Annotated in this window: 17 protein-coding genes; 7 read left to right on the plus strand and 10 right to left on the minus strand. The window is 65.4% G+C overall.

Features of this window, described 5'->3' with window-relative positions; all coding sequences use genetic code 11:
• Positions 1-121 precede the first annotated feature (121 nt).
• The 3 genes from tsaD to CAP2UW1_RS02975 all read right to left on the minus strand — a co-directional run bounded on the left by tsaD (position 122) and on the right by CAP2UW1_RS02975 (position 4,189).
• Positions 122-1,141, minus strand: a complete 1,020-nt coding sequence (gene tsaD / locus CAP2UW1_RS02965; protein ID WP_015765190.1) for a tRNA (adenosine(37)-N6)-threonylcarbamoyltransferase complex transferase subunit TsaD — start codon at positions 1,139-1,141, stop codon at positions 122-124.
• Between the two features lie 35 nt (positions 1,142-1,176).
• Complete coding sequence (locus tag CAP2UW1_RS02970) at positions 1,177-1,824, minus strand: Crp/Fnr family transcriptional regulator (protein ID WP_015765191.1); 648 nt, start codon at positions 1,822-1,824, stop codon at positions 1,177-1,179.
• A 73-nt stretch (positions 1,825-1,897) separates the two neighbouring features.
• The gene (locus tag CAP2UW1_RS02975) at positions 1,898-4,189 is read right to left on the minus strand and encodes a TonB-dependent receptor (protein WP_015765192.1); all 2,292 of its coding nucleotides are present in this window, start codon (positions 4,187-4,189) and stop codon (positions 1,898-1,900) included.
• Between the two features lie 63 nt (positions 4,190-4,252).
• On the opposite strand from CAP2UW1_RS02975, the gene CAP2UW1_RS25275 reads away from it, so the two are divergent.
• The 3 genes from CAP2UW1_RS25275 to CAP2UW1_RS02985 all read left to right on the plus strand — a co-directional run bounded on the left by CAP2UW1_RS25275 (position 4,253) and on the right by CAP2UW1_RS02985 (position 7,439).
• On the plus strand, positions 4,253-4,390 hold the full coding sequence (locus CAP2UW1_RS25275; RefSeq protein ID WP_199931558.1) for a hypothetical protein: 138 nt from the start codon (positions 4,253-4,255) through the stop codon (positions 4,388-4,390).
• 84 nt (positions 4,391-4,474) lie between these two features.
• Positions 4,475-5,185, plus strand: a complete 711-nt coding sequence (locus CAP2UW1_RS25935) for an energy transducer TonB (RefSeq protein WP_049778510.1) — start codon at positions 4,475-4,477, stop codon at positions 5,183-5,185.
• Positions 5,186-5,360: 175 nt separating this feature from the next.
• A complete protein-coding gene (locus tag CAP2UW1_RS02985; protein ID WP_015765193.1) occupies positions 5,361-7,439 on the plus strand; it encodes a molybdopterin-containing oxidoreductase family protein in 2,079 nt (692 codons plus the stop codon).
• Between the two features lie 64 nt (positions 7,440-7,503).
• On the opposite strand, the gene CAP2UW1_RS02990 is transcribed toward CAP2UW1_RS02985, so the two are convergent.
• From CAP2UW1_RS02990 to CAP2UW1_RS03020, 7 genes are all read right to left on the minus strand, one after another.
• Complete coding sequence (locus CAP2UW1_RS02990; protein ID WP_012806919.1) at positions 7,504-8,361, minus strand: Druantia anti-phage system protein DruA; 858 nt, start codon at positions 8,359-8,361, stop codon at positions 7,504-7,506.
• Entirely contained in the window at positions 8,358-9,410 is a 1,053-nt protein-coding gene (gene tnpC / locus CAP2UW1_RS25940) for an IS66 family transposase (RefSeq protein ID WP_412566852.1), read from the minus strand. The genes CAP2UW1_RS02990 and tnpC overlap by 4 nt, the downstream gene beginning before the upstream one ends.
• Positions 9,331-10,053, minus strand: a complete 723-nt coding sequence (locus CAP2UW1_RS25945) for a hypothetical protein (RefSeq protein ID WP_041567670.1) — start codon at positions 10,051-10,053, stop codon at positions 9,331-9,333. The genes tnpC and CAP2UW1_RS25945 overlap by 80 nt, the downstream gene beginning before the upstream one ends.
• Before the next feature lie 210 nt (positions 10,054-10,263).
• Entirely contained in the window at positions 10,264-10,896 is a 633-nt protein-coding gene (locus tag CAP2UW1_RS03005; protein ID WP_199931559.1) for a bacteriohemerythrin, read from the minus strand.
• Positions 10,897-11,172: 276 nt separating this feature from the next.
• Positions 11,173-11,898, minus strand: coding sequence for an LrgB family protein (locus CAP2UW1_RS03010; protein ID WP_015765195.1), 726 nt, complete (start codon positions 11,896-11,898; stop codon positions 11,173-11,175).
• Entirely contained in the window at positions 11,895-12,254 is a 360-nt protein-coding gene (locus CAP2UW1_RS03015; protein ID WP_015765196.1) for a CidA/LrgA family protein, read from the minus strand. Before CAP2UW1_RS03015 ends, CAP2UW1_RS03010 begins: the two co-directional genes overlap by 4 nt.
• A 161-nt stretch (positions 12,255-12,415) precedes the next feature.
• Entirely contained in the window at positions 12,416-12,919 is a 504-nt protein-coding gene (locus CAP2UW1_RS03020; RefSeq protein ID WP_015765197.1) for an inorganic diphosphatase, read from the minus strand.
• A 185-nt stretch (positions 12,920-13,104) separates the two neighbouring features.
• Here CAP2UW1_RS03020 and CAP2UW1_RS03025 point away from each other — a divergent pair, with 185 nt between their 5' ends.
• Genes CAP2UW1_RS03025 through CAP2UW1_RS03035 form a run of 4 tightly spaced genes read left to right on the plus strand, consistent with a single transcriptional unit; the run spans position 13,105 to position 15,288 of the window.
• A complete protein-coding gene (locus CAP2UW1_RS03025; RefSeq protein WP_015765198.1) occupies positions 13,105-13,578 on the plus strand; it encodes a VOC family protein in 474 nt (157 codons plus the stop codon).
• Between the two features lie 7 nt (positions 13,579-13,585).
• Entirely contained in the window at positions 13,586-13,720 is a 135-nt protein-coding gene (locus CAP2UW1_RS25950; protein ID WP_015765199.1) for a hypothetical protein, read from the plus strand.
• 52 nt (positions 13,721-13,772) lie between these two features.
• Positions 13,773-14,105, plus strand: a complete 333-nt coding sequence (locus tag CAP2UW1_RS03030; protein ID WP_015765200.1) for a thioredoxin family protein — start codon at positions 13,773-13,775, stop codon at positions 14,103-14,105.
• A gap of 16 nt (positions 14,106-14,121) precedes the next feature.
• Positions 14,122-15,288 (plus strand): efflux RND transporter periplasmic adaptor subunit, encoded by a 1,167-nt coding sequence (locus tag CAP2UW1_RS03035; RefSeq protein ID WP_015765201.1) that lies wholly within the window; start codon positions 14,122-14,124, stop codon positions 15,286-15,288.
• Position 15,289: the final 1 nt, after the last annotated feature.

Below are 15,289 nucleotides of genomic sequence, written 5' to 3' on the forward strand. Positions count from 1 at the left end.
CCGCCGTCAATCGCGGCGATCTGCCCGCACAGGAAAACCGGCGGCAGCGGGGGCCAGCGAGCGGGCAGAAGGCTGGTCCGCGACGGCGGCGACAAGTGCGCGCCGTTCAGGCGAGCGCGCGCTAGCTGTCGGTGAGCGGCCAGCGTGGCCGCACCGCGAAGGCACCCGCCACCTTGCCGGCCAGTCCCGCTTGCAGGCGCAAGGCCCCGGCCAGGGCGATCATGGCGCCGTTATCGGTGCAGAATTCGAGTTCGGGGTAGAAGACGGCGATTCTCGCCCGGCTGGCGGCGGCATCAAGCTGGCGCCGCAATTCGCGGTTGGCGCCGACGCCTCCCGCCACGACGAGTTGCTGCAGGCCGCTCAGCGCAACGGCGCGAATCGCCTTGCTGACCAGCACTTCGACGATGGCGTCCTGGAAACCGCGCGCAATGTCCGCGCGCTGCTGGTCGGTGATCGCCGCCAGCTCACGTACCTTGGTGAGAACGGCCGTCTTCAGGCCACTGAAGCTGAAATCGAGATCACCGGATTTCAACATCGGCCGCGGCAGCTTCACCTCGTCGCGCCGGCCACGTTCTGCCAGTTCGGCGAGCGCCGGGCCGCCGGGGTAACCGAGGCCGAGCAGCTTGGCGGTCTTGTCGAACGCCTCGCCGGCCGCGTCGTCGAGCGTTTCACCCAGGAGTGCGTAGTTGCCGACGCCGGTCACGCGCATCAACTGGCTATGGCCACCCGAAACGAGCAGGGCGACGAAGGGAAAGCGCGGCGGGTTGCCGGACAGCAAGGGCGAGAGCAGGTGGCCTTCCAGGTGATGGACAGGCACCGTCGGCACTCCCAGTGCTGTCGCCAGCGCCTCGGCAAAGGCGGCGCCGACCAGCAGCGCTCCCGCCAAGCCCGGACCCTGCGTGTAGGCGACGGCGTCAATCTCGGCCAGCGCGCGTCCGCTGCTTGCCAGGACCGTGCGCAGCAGGGGGATGATGCGCCGGATGTGATCGCGCGAGGCAAGTTCCGGGACGACGCCGCCATAGTTCTGATGCATGGCCACCTGCGAGTGCAGGGCATGCGCGAGCAGGGTGCCGCCGGCATCGGTGCTGAAGAGCGCGACACCCGTTTCGTCGCAGGAGGATTCGATTCCGAGAATCAGCATCGGCGCATTCTACTCCAGTCGCCGTCTGCCCCGCCTCAGTACGGGTCGGCGGCCGCTCCGCGGACGACGAAGTTGCGCAGCGACGGGTGACCGTCGCGGCACAATGGATCAAGGATGCCGGTCTGCCGCAACTGACTCACCATGCGGGAAACGGTCTCCAGCTTCAATGCGGTGATGTCGGCCATGTCCTGCCGCGACGGCAGGACCACCTGCAAGGGCGCCGCGGCGTTTGCTGCGGGGTCTTCGATGGGCACATGCGAGAGCAGCATCACCAGTCGGCGAACGCGCTCGGCCGCCTGTCCGCAGCGCAGAGCGATGACTTCGGCGGCACGTCGTTCGGCTTTCGCCAGCGTCCGCAGCAGCGAATCGCCCGCCGGTGCCGCCTGACCTTCAGGCCATGGCGCGAGTACGCACGCGGACAGGGCGGTGGCCGTAAAGGTGTAGCGACCGAAAAGCAGTGTTTCAGCGCCGAGGATGTCGCCGATGATGGCGAGGTTGGCAAAGCTCTGTTCGCCGTTTGGCTCCTGTCGGTCGAGACGCACCGACCCAGCCAGCACCCGCCAGGCGGTGCCGGTGGTGTCGGCGGCGTAGATGCGTTGTCCGCGAACGACATGTACGGGTTGGCGCTTTGTGATCGACGCCGGCCTACGGGCAGCGCGAGTGCTTGTCTCGACCTTCGGCAATCCTCTTGCCTCCTTTCTGAAGTCGGCGGTAGCGATCCCTGACCCTGCCGCCGACCGGTCGTTGCGGTTGGGCTCAGAACTGCAGGTTGGCACCGGCATAGAGCGAGCGCCCCATTCCGGGAACGGCGGTTCCGTAGACCATCGGCCTTTGGCCGAGATAGGCTCCGCCGAGCGGCGAATCGTAGAGTCGGTTGAACACGTTCTCGACACCGACATCAAGGCGAACCTGCTTCCACTGGTAGCTGCTGCGCAGGTTCATCAAGCCATAGCCACTGGTTTCCAGCTCGTTGCGAACGCTCGAAACCTTGGTCTTGGCGTCGACAAACACGCCTTCGAGGGTGTTGGTCCAGGGCCCCGATTGTTGCACCAGCGCCAGCTTCGCGTTCAAGGGCATGATGTGGTAAAGGTTGTCGTCCGTGTCCGGGTTCCTGCCTCTGACGTAGCTCACCACCCCCGTCATTTTCACATTGCCGAGGGCACCGCCCTGGAGCACCGGGAAGTAGCCGGAAACGTCGGCGCCGTAGAGGCGGGCGGACTGATTGACAAACTGGAGATTGACGAAGCCTGTCGTTGCCGTCACGTTGTTGCGATCGCAGGGCGACATCATCGCTCCTCCGGAACAGCGACGTGCGTCGACGTAATCCTGGACGTAGGTGTAGTAGGGCGTGATGTTGAAGCTCCACTGCTCGCGCGCGGCGTCGTGCCAACGCGCGGTGGCACTGACGGTGTTGGCGACTTCCGGCTTCAGGTCGAGGTTGCCGACGTAACCGTTACCGTCGCCGAACCAGTTGATCATGGTCATCGTCATGGTGTTGTTGGTTGACCAGGCGTAGCGCTCATACAGGTTCGGCGAGCGCGTCTTGCGCGCAAAGCCGGCCTCGTAGGTCTGCTGGGCGTCCGGGGTGAAGCGGAGCAATGCCGTCAGATCGAGGTTGTGATCGGTCCGGCTGCGATCGGCGGCATTGAACGCACCCGGGATCGAATTCGGATTCGCCGGATTGCCGTAGTCCACCGGGTTGTAGCCTTGTACATCGCCGGTGTCCATCCACACGGTACTGCTGCGCACGCCCAGCTGCGACAGCCATTGCCCACTCCAGCGTGCTTCCCATTCGCCGAAGACATCGAAGCGGTCGCGCTTGCCGTCGTTGATGTTCCAGAACGTCGAACCGTTCATCATGTTCATGCTCATACCAGCCATGCCGCCCATGCCTCCCATGCCACCCATCGGTGGTACATAGGGCCCGATCGCCGGCCACCAGTCGTCGAGGCGGTACTTCTGATATTCGCCACCAACGCGGAACAGATCGCGATCGGAGGCGAGGATATCCGCCTTGAGTACCGCGCCGGTGGTTTTCCCCTCCGTATCCATTGGCATACCGGCGGGGTTGGCCAAGGTGAGCTTGTCCTCGAGGAAGTTCATTTTGTGGCGGGTATTGTTGTGGTAGGCGCGCGCTTCCAGCGAACCCCAGTTGTACTGCCCCAGATAGCGGAGATTGACCTGATGGCTGTCGTTGAGCGTCATGTCCATGCGCTCGTTCGGGAAACCCTGGTACGGGATGTGCTGATAGCCGAACTTGAGCTCGAGGAGATGTTCCGCGTAGCGCAGCGCGAAGCCGAGCGACTGGTTCTCGGACTTGTACTGTGACGAGCCCACTTCGTCGCCGGCCAGCCACTCGGAGGTTCCCAGCGACGGTCCGGCAGGCTTGAAGCTGCCGCCGGCGGTGTAGTTGTCGGCCTGTGCGGTCGAACCGGAGTAGTTTACGCTCAACATCTCGTTGGCCAGCGTCGCCGACAGGTTCGCTCCCCGGCCATTGCCGTTGCTGCGATAGAAAGCGCCAGCCTGACCCCTGAGCAAGGTACCCTCGCCCGCTTTGGCGAACTCCGGCGCCGCCGAGTTGACGAGAATCGTGCCGGCGATGCTGTCGCCACCGACGCTGACCGGCGTGATGCCGGCGAACAGCATGACGCTGCCGACGTTGGTCGGGTCGATGTAGGAGAGTGGCGGGTTCATGTGATTGGCGCAGGACGAGATCAGGTCCATGCCATCCACCTTGATCCGGATGCGATCATCGGCCAGGCCGCGAATGACCGGCAGGCTGGAAACGCCACCGGCACCGTAGAGGCTGACGCCCGGCAGGCGGTCGAGGAGGCTGGCGGTATCGCTGGTGGCTGCGCGATAGGGGGCGGTGCTCGCCGCGTCGAGACGGCTGGCGCCAAACGGCTCCTTGTCCTGGATCTTCGACGCCTTGACGACGACTTCGCTCATGACCGGCGTGGCTGAGCTTTCCTGGGCGACTGCGCCCTGCCACAGGCTGGGCAGGCTCAGAGCAACGGCGACGGCGATGGGCTTCCTGGCAAACTTCATCTTTCCCTCCCTGGGGTGGTCTTCTTCAACCCGGCATTCTAGGAAGTGATGTTGCATTGCGGAATGTGGCATATCGTCGCACAAGGCATTGTTTTTGATGCGGATCAATTTCGGCTGACCGTGACTGCCCATGCTGTCGATGAGCAGCAGCTGCAAGCCGTCGGGTGCTGGCGCCACCTGGCCGGCCAGCGCGCGACATGAGACAAAATGCCGCACCTGGAGGCCCGTCGGGCAGCATAGAATGGCTCCCTTTTTGGCGACATTGCAGTGCTCTCCGAGACAGACTTGAGCGCCACGGCATGCGGGGTCCACGCCTTTCCCAACGCGTACCGACAATCGTTCTGGCCGATCGGTCTGTTCCTGCTGTTGTCCGCCGGCGTGCATCTTTTCGCTCTCTGGCTCGCGTTCGGGGTGGTCGTGCCGCCGCCGACTTCGGCGTTTCTGCCAGCGCTGAGGGTTGATGTGCGCGAACCGGCGCGGCCGCTTGTAAAGGTCGAGGAGGCGAGCGCGAGCAGGCGCGAGTCGCCGAGAGCGGTCGATCGACCAAGGCCTGTTGCGTTTGCTGCCGTTCCGGCGAAGAAAGCGTCGCCGGTCGCGCCGCCCCTGATGACGACCGCGACGACGGTTGCCGCCACGAGTCCCTCGGCCGTACCGTCACAAGCTGCTCCCGGGCTGGCCGAGGCAGCACCCGTGACGCCAACGCCGGGGTCAGGCATTGCGGTACGCTTTGATGCCGCTTATCTGCACAATCCAAAGCCGGTCTATCCGGTCGCTTCGCGCCGGCTAGGCGAGGAGGGGAGGGTGCTCCTGCGCGTCAGGGTGAGCGCGCACGGCCAGCCGCTGGAGGTGGACGTCAAGCAGTCGAGCGGCTTTTCCCGTCTGGACGAAGCCGCGCGCGCGGCGGTCGAGCGGTGGCGATTCGTCCCGGCCCGGCAGGGGACGGAAGCCGTCGAGGCTTTCGTGCTGGTGCCGCTGCACTTCTCACTGGAAAGTTGAAGCGAACCGGCGAAAGCGAATGGAGATTGCTTGATCGCGTTTCTCGGCGCTGGTCGACGTGGTGTCGCATGCGACGACGATCGTCGAGATCCCCAGCGCAACGCGACGCGAAGCACGCCGCAAAGGCAGCGAAACTGCTATCTTCTCGCTGTCCAAACGAACCTGAGGATGCCCGATGGCCAACACCTCACCGATGCCTGGTGCGAGCGGCACCGTTCGTGGCGCCTGCCCGCACGATTGCCCGGATACCTGCGCGCTCGACGTGACCGTCAGCGACGGTCGCGTGATCAAGGTGGCCGGCGCCGCCGATCACGCGCCGACCGCCGGAGTGCTGTGCACCAAGGTCGCTTTCTACCCCGAGCGCATCCACCATCCCGATCGACTGCTGCACCCGCTGCGTCGCGTCGGTGCCAAGGGTCCGGGCGCCAGCTTCGAACGGATCACCTGGGAGGTGGCGCTGGCGACGATCGCCGAGCGCTTCCGCCGCATCGCTGCCGAGAGTGGCGCCGAAGCGATCGTTCCCTATAGCTACGCCGGCAATTCCGGCCTGCTCGGCTACGGTTCGATGGATCGCCGCTTCTTCCACCGCCTCGGCGCCGCGCAACTCGACCGGACGATCTGCGCCAGCGCGGGGGCGATGGGCTATCGGGCAACGATCGGCGCGAGCGTCGGCTTCGACGCCGAGAGCGTCGTCGATGCGCGGCTGATCATCCTCTGGGGAACCAACAGCGTCGTCTCCAACCTCCACTTCTGGCGCTTGGCGCAGGAAGCGCGGCGGCGCGGCGCGCGCCTGATCGCCATCGATCCGTGCCGCACGGCGACCGCCGAGAAATGTGACCAGCACGTCGCGCTGCTGCCGGGCACCGACAGCGCGCTGGCGCTCGGCCTGATGCACGTATTGATCCGCGACGAGCTGCTCGATGCGGATTACATCGCGCGCTACACGCTCGGTTTCGACGCCCTCAGGGAGCGCGCGCTGCAGTTTGCACCGGCGCGGGTGGCTGCCATCTGCGGCATCAGCGAAGGAGAAATAGAGAAGCTCGCGCACGACTACGCCAGTACCAGCCCGGCGGCAATCCGTACCAACTACGGCATCAACCGCACGGCCGGCGGCGGCATGGCGCTACGCGCGATCTCCTGCCTGCCGGCGTTCACCGGCGCCTGGCGGTACCCTGCCGGCGGCGTGCTGCTGTCGACTTCGGGCAACTATCCGGTCGACACGGCCGCCCTCGAACGTCCGGACCTGATGCCCAACTCGGCACCTCGAACGATCAACATGAGCACCATCGGCCGCGACCTCCTGCACGCGCAACCGGCGATCAAGGCGCTTTTCGTGTACAACAGCAATCCGGTTGCGATTGCCCCGCAATCGGCGGAGGTGGTACGCGGCTTCGCGCGTCAGGATCTGTTCACGGTTGTCCACGATCTGTTCCAGACGGACACCGCCGACTACGCCGACATCCTGTTGCCGGCGACCAGTCACATGGAACAGCTCGACATCCACAAGTCGTACGGGCATCTTCACATTCAGGTCAATCAGCCGGCGATTGCGCCGCTCGGCGAAGCGCTGCCAAACACCGAGCTGTTCCGTCGTCTGGCCCGGCAAATGGGCTTCAGCGACGCGTGCTTCGCGGACGATGACGAGGCGCTGTGCCGCCAGGCTTTCGACTGGAGTGATCCGCGCCTCGCCGGGCTGTCATGGGAGAAACTCAAGGCCGACGGCCATGCCCGCCTGAACCTGCCGCGCGGCGCCGCGCCGTTCGCCGACGGAGGCTTCCCGACGCCTTCCGGCAAATGCGAGTTCTACAGTCAGTCCATGCTCTCCCAGGGCCTCGACCCGTTGCCCGACTTCATCGCGCCTCGCGAGTGGCGGCAAAGCACGCTGGCCGCCGAGTTCCCGCTCGCGCTGATCACGCCGCCGGCGCGCAATTTCCTCAACACCAGTTTTGCCAACTCGGCGCGTTTCCTGGCACAAGAAAAGTCGCCGGCGGTGCATCTACATCCCGCCGACGCCTCGGCACGGGGTATTGCCAACGACAGCCCGGTTCGTATCTTCAACCGGCGTGGCGAATTCCGCGCCCGTGCGATCGTCAGCGAGCGCATTCGACCAGGGGTCGCCATGGCGACGTCGATCTGGTGGCGCAAGCTGTCGCCCGACGGACGCAACTGCAACGAAGTGACCAGTCAGGCGCTCACCGACATGGGTGGCGGGGCGACGTTCTACGATTGCCTGGTCGAAGTGGCAGCCGTTTGACGTTGAACTTGCAACGTAAGTATTCGGTGAACCCGTGGGCCAAGTCTGACCTTGACGATCGGCGCTAGCGACACAGAATTGAGCGGAAGTTCCTGTGCAGGGGATGGAGCCAGATATCCTTGATCGGCAGGATAGGCTTGGACGTGGGGCATTTCTTGCCGCGTCCGGTGGTTTGACCGACCTTGATCCAGTTGGCGGCCTGGTAACAGGTGCCGCGATGACGGGGAGTCTCGACAAAGGTTTCGAGGAGCACGGGGCGGTAGCCGTAGCGCGCCAGCCAGTCGTTGGGCAGTTGCCTGTGGATGATCGCGAGGATCTTCGAGGCCAAGCCCTTGGACTGGATCCAGGGCAAGATCAGAAAGCGGGCATTGTTGACCACGAGCGGCAGGTTTCTTTGCCGCTCGTCCTCCTGCCAGCCGATGAAGCGCTCGCGTGCGGCGAGCTTCCAGGCACTGGCGCCGAAGCTCAACAAGGCAACCCGATGCTCACCGGCGAAGACGAAGTAGCGGCTCTGACTACCGGCCATGGGCGTGTAGCCGAGATAGTGGTAACGGGCGATGTACTCGTTCCACAGTCGGGAGTGGGCCGAACCGGAGACTTGGCGCAAGTGGAGCGGCGGCAGCTCATGCACTGGCCGCACGAGCAGCGATTGGGGATCGGTAGCGGCGGTGGCGAGATACTCGGGTTGGCGAGGGGCGCACCGTTGTGCCGCCGGCAGGGTGAGCAGGCCGTCCGCTTGCATGCGTAGCATGGCGACTCGGCAGGTCATGTCCTTCAGCTCGCCATTCGGCTTGAACCAGTCGAGGAGCGCGCACACCTGACGCGAGAGCTGCGCGCGGCTGGCACTGGGGTTGGCCTCGATCAGGTGGCGGAGGGTCTGCAGTTCGTCAAGGGTGAACTGACGCCCGCAATAAGGCTTCATGAGCTGTCGATGGGGTCGGCCGGGTCCATCGCGGCACGACGCCTCTGTGCCAGCAGGTCAGCGTCCATCGCCCAGGGCAGAAAGACACTCAGGTCCGCCGGCGGCTGGCTGCCATTCGCCGCACAGGCGTCCAGATACGCCGTCAGCCAGGTGCGGGGATTGATCCCCCACAGGCGCATCGTCATCAGCAAGCTGAACATCGTGGCCGCGAGGGCGCCCGACCACGGACTGCCGGAACCGTAGAAGTTCTTGCGCGCGACGACGGGCGTGCGTTGGTCCCGCTCGGCGACGTTGTTGTCCATCGGCACCTCGGGGTGGTCGACAAACACCGTCAAGCCGGACCAATGCTTCTGCATGCTCTGCAGCACCTTCCTGGCCGGGGCCTTGAGCGCCGGGTTCGCCCGTTCGGCCTCGCGTTGGCTCGCCATTTGCGCGACCCTTTGCCGCAAGCCGTCGTCACGTGCGGCCCACTGAACCGGATCGGCGCGCACGGCAAGGCGCGCGTCGTTCAAGAGGTAGAGCTCGCCAATCCGTTCGACCCAGGACAGGGCCCATTCCGAGAGCTCCGGATGGGCGTTGGCCAACTCGATGAAATCACGCCGTTGATGGGCCCAGCAGAAGGCCAGAAGGATCGTCCCAAGGATTCTCGCGAGCTTCTTGTAGCCCGAGTAGCGATCACAGATGACGATCCCTCCTTGGCTGGCGGACAGTTCGGCGATCGGCACCGGCGCCGATCGCGTCGGGTCAAGCACAAAGTGAATCACCGATTCGGAGTGAAACACCCACAGGTACCAGCGATGACCGATCTTCCCTTCGGTCTCGGCAAACACCATCCAGCGGGTTTCATCCGCGTGCCAGCGATTCTCGCTCTGCAGTCGGCAACGCAGCGCGTCTTCCAGCGGCTCGAACAGCGGGGCCAAGGTGCGTAGTCCGCCAGTAAGGGTTCCGGGCGAGAGCGTCAGATCGTGGTCAGACCAGTCTCGGAGCAGGCGATGAGTCGGCTGGCCGTACGAGAACTTGGCGAGCAGAAGGTGCACCCAGATCGACACCCCGTACTTGCCGCGGGTGATCAACCGCGCCGGGGGGGGGTGCGCTCAGGATGCCCGGCGTCCCGGGGCACCGACAGGTCCGCCGGTAGCGCCGCCGGCGGATTACTCGCCGGTACGGCTTGACGTCTATTTCGAGAATTTCACTGTCTTCCGTGCCGGGAAAGTCGGCATAGCCGAGACCACACTCCGGGCAATGGGGGCAGTCGAGTTCGATGGTTTCGACCTGTGCCGGCAAGTGGCTTTCGAGCCTCCGTCCGTGACCGGCGACTCCCGGCCGCTGGCCTCGCGGCCTTGCCGACTTCTGGTCATTCGATGCGGCGTCCTTTTCCGTCCTCGAACGACGCTCGGACTTGCGGCCAAACAGGCGCTTTTGCAAATCCCGGAGCTTGCCCTCGGCCTTCTCCAACTCGCTGCGCAAAGCCGCCTCACGCGCCGCCGCTTGCGCCATCGCCAGGCGATGATCAGCCTCCCGTTGCGCCAAACGGGCAAGCGCTTGTTGATGTTGACTCTTCCAGTAATTGGCCTCGGACCGGAGCTTGATCTCCGCTTCCTTGCTCAGCGTCACCATCACCTGGGCAAACGGCGTCGGCTTGCCGTTGCTTGTCGATGGTCCTGCGTACGAGATGTCCGATCCAGAGCCCATACGTCGAAGTCTACCCAAACTCGGCTTCTGTGTCCAGCCCTCCGCCATCTGCTCAGTCGCCGACTATCGGCCGCCACCTCCGACTACGGGTTCACCGAATACTTACCTTGCAACTTCCACGTCGAACGTTTCGGCAGAACGGGTGGGTGGTTCCGGCGGCGACCAGACTGGCCGACGGCGACGATGACGCCCGGCCGGGACGGCCGCTCTTCAGCCCGCCTCGACGGCGAGCTCGCGGCTGTCCCGGATGACGTGGTCCGAGATGACGTCGCAGGAGATGAAACCGACGAGATCACTGGCCGCCAGTTGACCGCTGAGAAACTGGTCGCGGACAGTGGCCGCCTTGGCCAGGAGTGCGCGATGGCTCGCCTGATGCTTCCTCAGGATTGGCGGCTGCGTTTCGGCCAGCACCGATTCTTCGGTGGAAAAGTGGTCGATGATGTGCTCGATCAGATCATCGAGCAGCAGCTCCACTTGCGAAGGCGGCTGCCTGATCAACACCGAATTGATCAGCTCGCTGCCCAGGCGGCACAAGCGACGACGTTGCTCGTCGATCAGCGGATGCCCGCACTCGAATGAATTGCGCCACAGGAACTGGACGAGTACGCCGGCCGGCGCCTCTTCCTTCCCGGCATTCGGCAGGTCGCTGGGCTTCTCGAGCTGATAGAGACCCCGACGATGCTGCGCGCGAAGCAGTCCCACCAAACCGCCAGCCGACAGCAGTATCAAGCCGAGGACGACCGCCACCCCGTCGCGCAGCGCGATCATGGCCAGCAGGCCGGCGCTCGCGTAGAAGTAGGGCAGCGCATTGTAGAGCCCAGCCGGGATTCGCCACTTTCTCACCTTGCCACCTACCCAGGACACCTTTGGAAAAGTTGCCGTCACCGGGATTCGCATCCTCGCCAACAGCATGTGTTCGAAGCGTCGCCACGCGTACCGTGTGCACGTGTGCGGGTAGATTGGAACAGCGAAACCGTTGGGAGCACGTGAGGCTTTTCACGATTGCCCGCAGACTCGCGCGGAGTGGCCGATTCGGCGGCCGTCGCCGATTCCTTTCGGGACGTTCGGCCGGCACAATGCCGGCGACTTGTCATTGGCGGATGTCGTCGCCTGGCCGCGTTACCGACCCAGGAACCACGGTATCACCACCGGCAGCAGCAGCGCCGTCATCAGGCCATTGAGACCCATCGCCAGCGCGGCAAAGGCTCCCATCTGCTCGTTCTCCTGAAAAGCGCGCGCGGTACCGATGCCGTGCGCAGCAATCCCCATGGCGAAGCCGCGCTGGGCGTCGTCTTCGATGTGCAGCGCCCGATAGACATAGCGCCCGCCGATGGCGCCGACGATTCCCGTAATGATCACCAGCACCGCCGTAAGCGAGGGCAGGCCGCCGAGACGCTCGGCGATGCCCATGGCGATCGGCGTGGTCGCCGACTTCGGTGCCAGCGAGAGCAGCGTCGCCCGGCTGGCCCCGAACAGGCTGCCGATCGCGACCGCAGACAGGGCTGCGGTCAGGGAACCGACGACCAGTGCGACCAGCAAGGGCAGCGCCAGGCGCACCAGGCGTTCAATCTGGGCGTAGAGCGGAATGGCCAGCGCCACGGTGGCCGGGCCGAGCAGGAAATGGACGAACTGTGCGCCGTCGAAGTAGGTGCTGTAGGGCGTGTCGGTCAGCGACAGCAAGGCGACCAGCGCAGCGACCGCGAGCAGAACCGGGTTGGCCAATGGATGCCCGTGGCAACGCTTGTGCACCCAGGTGGCGCCCTGGTAGGCGAGCAAGGTCAGCGTCAGACCAAGCAGGGGCGACGCCGCCAGGTAGACCCAGATCTCGCTGATGCGCGGTGTCATGGCGTGTCCTGCGGGAGGTCGCGGTGGCGACTCAGGAAGCGCAGCACCAGGGCGGTCACGGCGATGGTGATCAGCGTGCTGGCCACCAGCGAGATGAGCAACGGCAGCCACTCGTCGGACATGCGCTGGAAGTGCAGCATGACGCCGGTGCCGGCGGGAATGAAGAGCAGCGAGAGATGCTGCAACATCGCCTGCGCCGTCTTGCGCAGGTCGGCGGATGGGCCGCCACGCACGGTGAGGGCGATGAAGAGCAGGGCAATGCCGATTACCGGCCCCGGGATGGGCAAGGCCAGGCCGCGCGAGATGACTTCGCCGAGCAGTTGGAAAACGAGGAGAAGGGTGATCGCGCCGATCATGGGTCGACTGGCCGGGGTGGCCGAAATGGTGAGGGTGATTGGCCAGCAAGTATAGTAGAAGCGGCGACGCGAGTGGCCGCGTCGCCAGCGCTCGAACCGCGCCGCGCGGTGTGGATATTGTGTGCAGGAATGGCCACTCCTCCGGCGGCTGCGCTTGCCGCTCAGAAGTCTGTCTTTGGCCCTCGCCACGTTTCGCGCAGGGGTTCGGCGCGGGCGATCGCCAGCGACGCCGCGCACCAGCCCTCGCAGGCATTGCGACCCGGGCGGCGGCGCCAGAGGTTCAGCAGCGCCTTGCAGCGCGCGTAGAAGCGGAAGAAACGCAGGACGTTCCGGCGTTCCGCCAGGGTCAGCGAGTGAGCGCTGCAGATCAGCTTGTCGTCGCTCATGCCGCGGTCGGTGAGGGTCACCGCGCCCCAGGCGCGCACCCGGAGGCGGGTACCGAAGGGCAGGCGTGGTCCGAGCACCAGCGCGTCGAGCAGATCGCCCTCGAGACCGAGGTAGTTGGGAACGGAGCCGTAGTTGAAGGGGCAGGGCAGAGGCGAGACGAAATCGACGCGCCCCGTTGAGCCGCGCTTGAGGAAGCTGCCGCGCGGAACCTCGATCACCACCTCGACTTCCGGCGCTTCGTCTTCGCTGCTGGGTGGATCAAGGCGTTGCGTAGGCATCGCACAAGTCTACTCCAGCTTGCCGCCGGCCGCCGGCCTTGCCGTCCGCGCGCGCGCGAAACCTCCCGGTGAGGGCCGCGTGGCGAACAAAAAGCCGCGACCCTTGTCGATTTGCTGACTGGTGGTTCGTCGTACACACCAGGACGGGCCTTTGCCGCCCCTTTGAAAACCCCAAGGAGACTGCCATGAACACCGTGCAACCGATTCCCCCAGGCATGACCGCGATCACCCCGCATCTCGTCTGCCGTAGCGCTGCCGATGCCATAGCCTTCTACGCCAGGGCCTTCGGCGCCGTCGAACTCGGCCGCCTGCCCGCCCCGGATGGCCGCCTGATGCACGCCATGATCAGGATCGGCGACGCTTCGCTGATGCTGGTCGACGAGTTTCCCGAGCAGGGATGCCTGGGGCCCTCAGCCGTCAATGCTTCGCCGGTGACCCTCCATCTTTATGTGGCGGATGCGGATGCGACCATGGCCGCGGCCGTTGCGGCGGGCGCCACGGTGACGATGCCGCTGGCCGACATGTTCTGGGGCGATCGCTACGGTCGACTGGTGGATCCCTTCGGTCACCAGTGGTCGGTGGCCACCCACGTGCGCGATGTCAGTCCGGCGGAAATGGCCGCTGCCGCTACCGCCGGTTGTAGCGCCGCCAAGGACTGAGGAGGCCATGGCATGCTATAGCTGCCATTGCGGTGGCGGCAGCGAACTGGCAATTGCCACGCGCGCGACGACCGTCGCGCCGGTACGGGGCGGCTTGCACCGGCAAGGCAGGACTTTCGCCGGCAAGCTGCGGTATCCTTGACGGTCGGGCGCTTGCTCAGGCGCCGATGATCGCCGTCAGTCCCGGAGAAACCATGCCAGTAACTGCCTTCCTTTCCGATGTCGAACCGTCGCGCGCCGAGATCGATGCCCTCGAAGAACCTGCGGTGATCGAGTTCGGCACGGACTGGTGCGGTTATTGCCAGGGCGCTCAGCCGATGATCGGCGCGGCGCTTGCGCAGTATCCGCAGGTGCGGCATATCCGCGTCGAGGATGGCCCGGGACGCCGCCTGGGACGGTCCTTTCGCGTCAAACTCTGGCCGACCCTGATCTTTCTCGAGCGCGGCCGGGAAGTGAGGCGCCTTGTCCGGCCTGCCGCGCCTGGCGAGCTCGACGAGGCACTGGCGCAGATCGCTGTCGCCAAGTGATGTCTGACGCTTCCGAGTGAAGAAGAGCACGCGGGTCGCCGTGCTCGCGCTCACGCTGCTTGGCGTCGGCGCTGGCTACTGGTACCTCGGTCCTCGCCATTCGGGCGCCGGGCAGCTGACCAAGGAGCCGCCGCCGGTGCCGGTGGTGCTGGCGCGGGCCGCCGTCAAGGACATGCCGATCGTGCTGGCGGTCGTTGGTCGGGGCGAGGCGTATGAAACTGTCAGTCTCAAGTCGCGTGTCGACGGGCAGGTCGCCAGCGTCGTCTTTGCCGAGGGCCAGCATGTCAGCCGGGGCGACGAACTGATCCGGCTCGATACCACTGATTTCACGCTGCGCCTCCGGCAGGCCGAGGCCATCGTGGCGCGGGACGAGGCGCAACTGGCCAAGGCGAGTGCCGACACCAGGCGTTACCTGGCCTTGCGTGATCGCGGTTTCGTTTCTGAAGAAAAGGTCAATGAGATGCGTACCGGCGAGGCGGTGGCCGGCGCGGCGCTGCGCGCGGACCAGGCGGCCGTCGACCTGGCGCGTGCGCAGCTGTCCTATGCCAGCATTCGTGCGCCGTTTGCCGGCGTCATGGGCGCCAGGCTGGTCTACCCCGGCGCAGCGGTCAAGCTCAATGACACGGTCTTGGCGGTGATCAACCGGGTGCGTCCGCTCCATGTCGGTTTTGCCGTTTCCGAGAAGCACTTGAGCCGCCTGCGCAGCGCGATGACCGGCGGCTGCCAGACGGGTGGCTGCCTGAAGGTCAGCGTCGGCATCCCCGGTGAGGAGGCGCGCCGTTTCGATGGTGAGGCACGTTTCATCGACAATGCGGTCGATCCGGCCACCGGCACCATCCGCATGAAAGCCGTGGTCGACAACCGGGACGAGGCGCTCACACCAGGGCAGTTTCTCGATGTCAGCCTGACTCTCGATACCCTGCGCGATTCCGTCGTCGTTCCCGATGCGGCCGTTCAGCAAGGCCCCGAAGGACCGCTGGTCTTTGTCGTCAACGCGCAGGGCATCGTCGAGGTGCGCAAGGTCGAGGTTGCCGCCAGTTCCGGTGGTCTGACAGCCGTGTCGAGGGGTGTTCAGTCGGGAGAAAGCGTCGTCACCGACGGCCAGCTGCGGCTCGTTGCCGGCGCCAGAGTACAGGCGCAGGAAGCCGGCGCCGGCGTACCGGCCGCCGGACAGCAAAGATAGG

The sequence above is a fragment of the Candidatus Accumulibacter phosphatis genome (assembly GCF_000024165.1).
In the GTDB taxonomy this organism is placed as follows: domain Bacteria; phylum Pseudomonadota; class Gammaproteobacteria; order Burkholderiales; family Rhodocyclaceae; genus Accumulibacter; species Accumulibacter phosphatis.

Excerpts from the sequence above, each read along its gene's own strand:
- CAP2UW1_RS03010 (WP_015765195.1), bottom strand. The coding sequence starts at position 11,898 with ATGACACCGCGCATCAGCGAGATCTGGGTCTACCTGGCGGCGTCGCCC.
- CAP2UW1_RS25950 (WP_015765199.1), top strand. The coding sequence starts at position 13,586 with ATGGCATGCTATAGCTGCCATTGCGGTGGCGGCAGCGAACTGGCAATT.
- CAP2UW1_RS03015 (WP_015765196.1), bottom strand. The coding sequence starts at position 12,254 with ATGATCGGCGCGATCACCCTTCTCCTCGTTTTCCAACTGCTCGGCGAA.
- CAP2UW1_RS25275 (WP_199931558.1), top strand. The coding sequence starts at position 4,253 with ATGTGGCATATCGTCGCACAAGGCATTGTTTTTGATGCGGATCAATTT.
- CAP2UW1_RS02985 (WP_015765193.1), top strand. The coding sequence starts at position 5,361 with ATGGCCAACACCTCACCGATGCCTGGTGCGAGCGGCACCGTTCGTGGC.
- tsaD (WP_015765190.1), bottom strand. The coding sequence starts at position 1,141 with ATGCTGATTCTCGGAATCGAATCCTCCTGCGACGAAACGGGTGTCGCG.
- CAP2UW1_RS03020 (WP_015765197.1), bottom strand. The coding sequence starts at position 12,919 with ATGCCTACGCAACGCCTTGATCCACCCAGCAGCGAAGACGAAGCGCCG.
- CAP2UW1_RS03025 (WP_015765198.1), top strand. The coding sequence starts at position 13,105 with ATGAACACCGTGCAACCGATTCCCCCAGGCATGACCGCGATCACCCCG.
- CAP2UW1_RS25945 (WP_041567670.1), bottom strand. The coding sequence starts at position 10,053 with ATGGGCTCTGGATCGGACATCTCGTACGCAGGACCATCGACAAGCAAC.
- CAP2UW1_RS02990 (WP_012806919.1), bottom strand. The coding sequence starts at position 8,361 with ATGAAGCCTTATTGCGGGCGTCAGTTCACCCTTGACGAACTGCAGACC.
- CAP2UW1_RS03030 (WP_015765200.1), top strand. The coding sequence starts at position 13,773 with ATGCCAGTAACTGCCTTCCTTTCCGATGTCGAACCGTCGCGCGCCGAG.
- CAP2UW1_RS02975 (WP_015765192.1), bottom strand. The coding sequence starts at position 4,189 with ATGAAGTTTGCCAGGAAGCCCATCGCCGTCGCCGTTGCTCTGAGCCTG.